This window comes from uncultured Methanobrevibacter sp. (assembly GCF_947169325.1).
Classification (GTDB): domain Archaea; phylum Methanobacteriota; class Methanobacteria; order Methanobacteriales; family Methanobacteriaceae; genus Methanocatella.
Map to the genome: position 1 here is coordinate 1 of NZ_CAMVPN010000096.1, position 7,661 is coordinate 7,661.

At 34.1% G+C, this 7,661-nt stretch carries 8 protein-coding genes; 7 read left to right on the forward strand and 1 reads right to left on the reverse strand.

The window, feature by feature from the left end; genetic code table 11:
* From Q0W26_RS10465 to Q0W26_RS10475, 3 genes are all read left to right on the forward strand, one after another.
* Positions 1-755, forward strand: a 755-nt coding sequence (locus Q0W26_RS10465) for a TMEM175 family protein (protein WP_298524966.1), incomplete at its 5' end; no start/stop codon positions are given.
* A 25-nt stretch (positions 756-780) separates the two neighbouring features.
* Positions 781-1,248: a hypothetical protein gene (locus Q0W26_RS10470; RefSeq protein ID WP_298524969.1), complete on the forward strand. Its 468-nt coding sequence runs from the start codon at positions 781-783 to the stop codon at positions 1,246-1,248.
* A gap of 73 nt (positions 1,249-1,321) precedes the next feature.
* Entirely contained in the window at positions 1,322-1,498 is a 177-nt protein-coding gene (locus Q0W26_RS10475) for a hypothetical protein (protein WP_298524972.1), read from the forward strand.
* A 145-nt stretch (positions 1,499-1,643) separates the two neighbouring features.
* Here the strand turns inward: Q0W26_RS10475 and Q0W26_RS10480 are convergent, their stop codons facing one another.
* Positions 1,644-2,156: a hypothetical protein gene (locus Q0W26_RS10480; protein WP_298524975.1), complete on the reverse strand. Its 513-nt coding sequence runs from the start codon at positions 2,154-2,156 to the stop codon at positions 1,644-1,646.
* Positions 2,157-2,362: 206 nt separating this feature from the next.
* On the opposite strand from Q0W26_RS10480, the gene Q0W26_RS10485 reads away from it, so the two are divergent.
* The 4 genes from Q0W26_RS10485 to Q0W26_RS10500 all read left to right on the forward strand — a co-directional run bounded on the left by Q0W26_RS10485 (position 2,363) and on the right by Q0W26_RS10500 (position 7,506).
* Positions 2,363-3,949, forward strand: coding sequence for an AarF/ABC1/UbiB kinase family protein (locus Q0W26_RS10485; protein ID WP_298524978.1), 1,587 nt, complete (start codon positions 2,363-2,365; stop codon positions 3,947-3,949).
* 99 nt (positions 3,950-4,048) lie between these two features.
* A complete protein-coding gene (locus tag Q0W26_RS10490) occupies positions 4,049-5,119 on the forward strand; it encodes a hypothetical protein (protein WP_298524980.1) in 1,071 nt (356 codons plus the stop codon).
* A 173-nt stretch (positions 5,120-5,292) separates the two neighbouring features.
* A complete protein-coding gene (locus tag Q0W26_RS10495; RefSeq protein WP_298524983.1) occupies positions 5,293-5,934 on the forward strand; it encodes a hypothetical protein in 642 nt (213 codons plus the stop codon).
* 180 nt (positions 5,935-6,114) lie between these two features.
* On the forward strand, positions 6,115-7,506 hold the full coding sequence (locus Q0W26_RS10500) for an MFS transporter (RefSeq protein WP_298524986.1): 1,392 nt from the start codon (positions 6,115-6,117) through the stop codon (positions 7,504-7,506).
* The last annotated feature ends 155 nt before the right edge of the window (positions 7,507-7,661 follow it).

Here is a 7,661-nt window from a genome sequence, read left to right on the forward strand (position 1 = left end):
ATGAGAAACTAAAAGAATTAAACATTAAAAAAAGTTATTTCGTATTTCCCCTGCTCATTATAGTGGCAGGTTTCATTGTATCTTACACAATATACACTCCCGGAATATATATAGCTAGCCTGATTTCTATAATTTTAAGCACCATTAATAACAGAAAACAAGGCAAAGAATTGGAAGATACTGAAAGGTTTGAAGCATTGATTGATGCAATCATAGCGATTATCATAACAATCATCGTGCTTGAAATTCCCCTTGCGGTAAACGGAAATTTAGATTCCCTTTTGGAATTAGACCTTGAATTTGTAGCATATGCAATCAGTTTTATAGTCTGTTTTTACGTATGGAACTTCACTTATAATTTATTCAACATTACCAATAAGATCAATTATAAATCCATCTGGTCAATATGTGCCGGATTGTTCTTTTTGTCACTGATACCATATTTAACAACTTTTGTTGCTATGAATTTCAATGAATTCGTGCCTCAATGTGTGTACGGCATAGACTTTATGGTTGTCAATTTATGTTTGATTATTGCCACATATCAAATGAGAAAAATAGACGAATCAAACAGATTTTTAAGCGAAGCATTCCAAAATTACAATAATTTTATTATAAACATTATATTCACGTTAATTTTCATAATTATCGGTTACTATTACTGGCCTCCAATAATAATGATTTCATGCCTATCCTCAATTATTATAACATGGGTCTTCATGTATAAAAAAATAAATTTACTCGATCTTATATAAAATTAAAGAGGATAATGGCGAAATTGTGTATAAAAAAGTGATATGTGTTTTGTTATTAAGTTTTTTAATCATCAGTGCGGCAAGTGCGACAAATGATTTTAAAATCAATGAAGGTTTTGATGTAATAAACGAGTACCATTCTGTGTGTGAAGAAAACGGCATGCATTTATGCATCTGGGATTATAATGATAAAATTATTCAGGAAAGTTATCTACAAAACGATACCGATTATCGTATAACTCCCGGAGACAATAATACATATAACACTACCTACAATAGTCATGGAACACTAGGTGCTGCTGTGTCTTATGCAAATACAGGCAATGTTACTTTAGATCATGGAATTTTAGAAATAGCAGAAGTAAATGGAGATAAGTATATTTTTTATACTTATATTGATGAGGGAAGTGAAAACGATTGGCAAATATGTTATGAGGAGTTAATGAAATTCAATGAAAACAATAATATAGAACCTTTAGCCAATGCAATATAATATCGGGATGGGTTTGTAAAAGTTCTTCAATTTTAATCTAAATTAGAATGTTTTAAAAACGGAGGCGAAAATAATGAAAGGAATGGCTGGAATAATTGCGATAATCATAGGTTTGATATTATTGTTCTGTGCAGTAGGACCATTATTTTTAAAGATAGGCTTTAAATTAATGGGTTTTGCTTTCCATATAGTATCAATTTTAGGTTTAATTGCAATAATTGTAGGGATTGTCCTTTACATTAAAGGATAATCATATTTTATATTTTTAAAAAATGAGATAAAATATTTTTAGAAACCAAGATGTTTCTAAAAAGTATTTTATCCTATATTTGAATATCACCGATATTTTTACAAAATCAAATAAAAAAATCGTTGAAATATAATTTCAACCAACTTTATTTTTTTGCTTTGATGTCTAAAGTTTCTTTTTCAATTTCAATTCTTTCATCTAAAAGAGCATTCACTTCATCCATTTCGCCTTTAACAGCAGCAAGGTCTTCTTCAACGGATATTAATTCTGCTACATTTTCCATGTCCTTTTCAAGATTTTTGATTAGCTCATTTTTTGCCTTTTGCATTTTCAATTGGGTTTCTAATAGGATTTCCTCTAATTTATTTTTACCTTTGAATAGGATGAATTCAATTGGCTTGTCGAGGTCTTCTGCAATTTCCTTATCGATTGCATCCAATAACTTAAGAATGTCCTTATCAGCATTGTCTTCGGCTTTATTGATCTTTTTAATTGCTTTTTCAATGTGAGATGCAATTTTTTTATCTGTATATGCCTCTTTCAGGTTTAGTTTTCTTTCTTCACGGTTGATTTTAGCCTGTGCCCTTTTTTCTTCAAACTTCACTTTTCTTTCATCATGCTTTACAGCAAGCTTTTCTTTTGTTTCTTCCAAACTCATACATATCACCATAGGATTCTGGATTTCTTCCGATGAATCCAGTACATTACAGTTTATATATTATATAAACATAAAATATATAATAGTTTTACATTCCAAACCTCGACTATAACATCTTAGATGAAAAATATTCAAAATTGAATCATCTGAAGAATGTGGTTGGATGAGGAATATGAAATTCAGTATTGAAAATATGGGTTGAGCATATGGCAAAAGAAGATAAAAAAGTTGCAAGGCAACGTTTTGATGAGATTATGGGTGTTGCAAAAAAGCATCACCTGGCAAAGCTATTGAAAGAGAATAAGGATGACGAAGATTTTGAAATCTCAGATTTAAGATATGCGATGGAAGAATTGGGTCCTGCATTCATTAAATTAGGTCAGCTGTTGGCTACAAGGCCGGATATGGTCGGAAATGAAATAGCCGATGACTTGAAATTGCTTAGGGACAATACCCCAGTAACTCCTTTTGATGAAATCAGACAGGTCATTGAAGGCGAACTCGGACAGCCATTGGAAGATGTCTACAGCGAATTCAATGAAGAACCGCTCGGATCAGCCTCAATAGGTCAGGTTTACAAGGCAACATTAAAGGAAACCGGCATGGATGTTGCGGTTAAAGTTCAAAAGCCCGGCATTTATGAAGTCATCAAACCTGACGTGGTCGTATTGAATAAATTAGCAACAACCGTTGACAAACACATTTCAGGATCAAGGGTATATAACCTACCTGCAATGGCCAAGGAATTCGAAAGGTCAATCTTTAAAGAATTGAACTACATGGAAGAAGTCAAAAACATCAATAAAATTACAAATAACTTTAAAGATGTCGAGTATATCAAAATACCTGAAGTATATCCTCAATACTGTTCATCCAAGCTCATAACCATGGAACTCATTGACGGATACGAAGTGACCGAATTATATGACACTGAAGTTGATGGCATCAACAATGCAGAAATCGCACAATACGGATGCCAATCATATTTAAAACAGGTATTGATCGACGGATTTTTCCATGCAGACCCTCACCCAGGAAACCTATTCGTAACCCGAGACAACAGACTCTGCTACATCGATTTCGGAATGATGGGAGTGGTCAACGACACATTCCGCTCAAACTTCGCCCAATTGATTTTGCTTCTGCTGGATGGAAATTCACACCATTTAATCAACCAACTGCTTTACATGAACATCATCACTCCCGAACAGAACACCGAAGAGTTCAGGGAAGATGTTGACGACCTTCTTAATTCATACATCGGCGTTGACATGGACCAAATGGATGGAATATTCGACGATTTGATGAATGTAATGATTAGCCACAATATTGTCCTTCCAAGAGAGTTCGTAATGATTGGAAGAGGAATAATACTCATTGAGGAAGCCGGAGACAAACTGGACCCGCACTTCAATCTCACTGGCGAACTTGAAAAATTCGCAAAAGACATGATCAAATCAAAATTCGAACCTGGAAACCTTGTCGGTGGCGGATTTAACTATATCGTTGAAATCGAACATTTGTTAAAAGATTTGCCTGACAGGCTTAACAGCACCCTTGATAAGGTTGAAAAAGGCGAACTTGAATTGAATATGAACCATACAGGCTTGGATGATTTGAAAAATCAGCTGTCCATATCCCTGATTGTAGCAGCATTGCTTGTGGGTTCATCCATCGCAATCCTGGCAGATAAGGGTCCAAAAATATGGGACATTTCTGCAATCGGATTTATAGGATTCGTGTTAAGCGCAGTTATCGGCGTATATTTAATTTACAAATATCTCAGGAATTAAATAATTCCATTCCCCCAACTAGGATGTTTAAAAGCATTCCTGCAAATGTGGGGGATAAATATTAAATTTATTATTAATTATTAAAAATGGAGGTAAATAATGAAAATTAATAAAAGTATATTTTTAGTTTTCATGGTTTTAATTTCATTGTGTCTCGTCAGTGCAGTAAGCGCTGCGGATAACTCAACAGATGTAATTGAAAGTGCAGATGCAGATGAAGTTCAAGCCATTGAGAACGTTGATGAAATTATTGCTGTTGAAAATGATGTTGTCTTGGAAAATGCAGGTGTTGCGGATGAACCAGCTTTGGCTGTCGATGACAGTGCTGCGGATTCCAGTTTAGGTATTAACTTTACTTTCGGAGGTAACGGAGGCAATAGTAGTACTAAGTTTAATTTTTCAGACATCAAATTTGATTTAGGTAACGGTACATCTTTTGATTTAGGAAGCTTACTTAACGGCACTACTTTAAGTTTTGGCAATGGTACAAGCTTCAACATAACCGACTTATTGAACAGTAACATGACTTTTGGTAACGGCACCAGTTTTGATTTAGGAAGCTTAATGAACATGACTGGTAATGGAACTGGTTCATTCGACATATCTTCACTTCTAGGTATGCTTGGAGGAACAAAAATTACTTTCAACGCTACCGATATAAATCAGGTTTACTCCGGAAATACCAACTTTAAAGTAACAGTTCTTGATGGTGATAAACCAGCAGCACAGCAAACTGTTGTATTTACGGTAGATAATAAGGATTATGTTGGAAGGACAGATGAAAACGGTACTGCAACCGTTTCACTGGATTTAGCAGCGGGAACACATTACATTTACACTGAATACAATAATGTGATTGGAAAGAATAAAATTGAAATTACAAAAGCAACTTCCAAAATAACCGCTAAAAAAGCAACTTTCAAATCCAAAACCAAAACTAAAAAATATGCTATTACCTTAAAAAATAACAAAAACAAAGCTATTAAAAATGTTAAAGTTACCTTAACTATAAAAGGCAAAACATTTACAGCTAAAACCAATTCCAACGGTAAAGCTATATTTAAAATTACAAAATTGACTAAAAAAGGCAAGTATTCTGCAAAAATCAAATTTGCAGGAAACGGTTATTACAAAGCATCCAATGCAAGTAAAACAATTACCATTAAATAATTTTAGTTAATTTTTTGGGAGGTTTCTAAAACTCCCAACATCTTATTTTTTTAGGCTGTTTGTGCTTATTGATATTCTGATGGTGTCAGATAATATTGAAAATGGTATGGGCAGAATCATCCCTCTAATATTCATCTTTAATTGATTTTCCAAAATATTCTATCAAGGATTGCGTGAATTTTAAAAGAAAGTTTTTAGCTGAAGTATTTGGTATAAGCAATATCCTTGGCATTTTGGGAGTTGGAAGAGGGGGCTATGAAGCCTTTACTTGGGGATATGAATATCCCGATGAAATGGAATTTCTAATTGTAGGCCACAGCTCCTTTAAAACAAACGGTTATCGCTACATTACTTCCAAAGCCCTAATCAATTTAATTGAGTCATCTGATGCATTTTTGGATAGTGTTTATAGTGACCAGTTATCTAAAATCATGTTTTCAATTAATTCATTAATTTATGCTCAGCTTTTTTCCAAAAAATCATTACAAAAGTTTACTCAAGAAGAGCTTGATATACTTATGGACACTTTTGTTGAGGAAAACTCCACTGAAGACATCTATGATTTCAAATATAGGACTGATGCAGCATTAAATTATGATGTGGAGGATAAATTATCAAATATTAAAGCGAAGACATTGATTGTGTGTGCTTCTCAAGACGGTTATTATTCTCCTGAATTTGACATGCTTCCTCTTAAAGACAAGATTGAAAACGTAGAAATCTACATTTTTGATGACCAGGAATTTGTTTACAATGATGACAATTCACTATTTGTAAATCCATTTAGGGAATTTTTGGATGAATTTAAAAAATAGGCCAATTGAATATTTAACGAGGTCAATTCCAAATACAGACAGACATCAAAATTATTAGCTAAACATAATATACATTAATTAAACTCTTATAATGTATATTGATATATTAAGAATTATGAACAAAAATATAAATAATACAATACAAATAACATAATTAACAACTTATTTTATGTGAAAATGATGAACCTGAAACTAGACAACAAAATGCAACTGCTGGTTTTGTTTACTTTAACAACTAGCCTTGTAACCATAGCCCAAGGAATAATAACAACCGGCGTTGTTTACCTGATGAGTGACTTTTCGGTCTCATCAACACAGGCACAGTGGTCATATTCCGCTTTCCTGCTTGTTGTGGGAGTGATGATTCCATTAAGCGCTTTCATATCTCGCATATTCAATGCAAAAACAATATTTTTCTTTTCATTAACCATGTTTCTTCTGGGATCTCTCATATGTTACTTTTCAACATCAATGACAATGCTAATCATTGGCAGAGTTATTCAGGCTATTGGAAATGGCGTCCTGATGCCTTATGTTCAGATTCTGCTTTTAAGAGTCATACCGGAAGAGAAATGGCAGACATACATGGGATTGTATGGCCTTGTTATTGCAATAGCACCTGTTGTCGGATCATTTATTGGAGGATTTGTAATAACCATATACGGATGGAGAGCATTGTTCTCGTTTTTCACAATATCCTCACTGATTCTGATGGGTTTAGGTTTAATCCTTGTAAAGGACAATACACCCACTCAGGATTATCCTCTCGACTACTTGTCCGTGGCATTATCAGTTCTTGGATGCGGTGGCGTGATGCTTGGTTTTACTAACGTTGCAGATTACGGCTTTACCCATCATTTTGTGATTGCACCAATAATTATTGGAATTATCGCTTTAATCCTATTTGTAAGGCGCCAGCCAAAACTGGACAAACCTTTGATTAACGTCTCAATCCTTAAAAACAAGTACTTTTCAGTTGGCACAATATTTATCTGCATTCTATTTTTCGCTCTTAACGGATGCACTGCACTTGTTCCGATATTCATTCAGGGCATAGCCAACAATTCAGCAATCATTTCCGCTTCCGTGCTCTTTCCGGGAGGTCTTCTGATTATTGCATTTAATTTCATAGGCCCTCTCCTTACAAACAGAATAGGAATCAAAAAAGTTCTGGTTATGGGCTGTGTCATTTCGATTATAGGCTTTGCAACCATGATGTTCTATACCCAGGATTCCTCCTTTGAATTCATGATGATAACTCAGTCCATCCGTTATATCGGTGCAGGACTTGCCCTGATGCCTGCTACGACATGGGCATTGACAATGGTGTCAGATAAGGTCGAGGACGGAACTGCAGTCAACAATACGTTAAGGCAGATTTTTGCAGCCATTGGCTCATCAATGGTGGTAGTGATGGTTGCCGTTCTGGCAGGGGGTGCCATAGGCCATAATTCCGCATCAGTCATTGCATTTAACCAGACTTCACTGGTTCTGCTTGTTTTGCACATCATCATGCTCATTCTGGCTATCGTCTATATTGACGATAAGGAAAAAATTGAAAACAATATCTAATTTTTTCATTCATATTTTTTATTGAAAACTAATTTTTAAATGAAATTGAGATATATGTATAATTTAAAAAATAATTTATTATCAATACAATTACTGTTAAGAGTACGACCCACAATTTTCATAATTTTTATATATTTTTTATTACTATTTTTTCA

Coding starts and splice junctions, on each gene's coding strand:
- Q0W26_RS10480 (WP_298524975.1), bottom strand. CDS start 2,156: ATGAGTTTGGAAGAAACAAAAGAAAAGCTTGCTGTAAAGCATGATGAA.
- Q0W26_RS10500 (WP_298524986.1), top strand. CDS start 6,115: ATGAACCTGAAACTAGACAACAAAATGCAACTGCTGGTTTTGTTTACT.
- Q0W26_RS10485 (WP_298524978.1), top strand. CDS start 2,363: ATGGCAAAAGAAGATAAAAAAGTTGCAAGGCAACGTTTTGATGAGATT.
- Q0W26_RS10475 (WP_298524972.1), top strand. CDS start 1,322: ATGAAAGGAATGGCTGGAATAATTGCGATAATCATAGGTTTGATATTA.
- Q0W26_RS10490 (WP_298524980.1), top strand. CDS start 4,049: ATGAAAATTAATAAAAGTATATTTTTAGTTTTCATGGTTTTAATTTCA.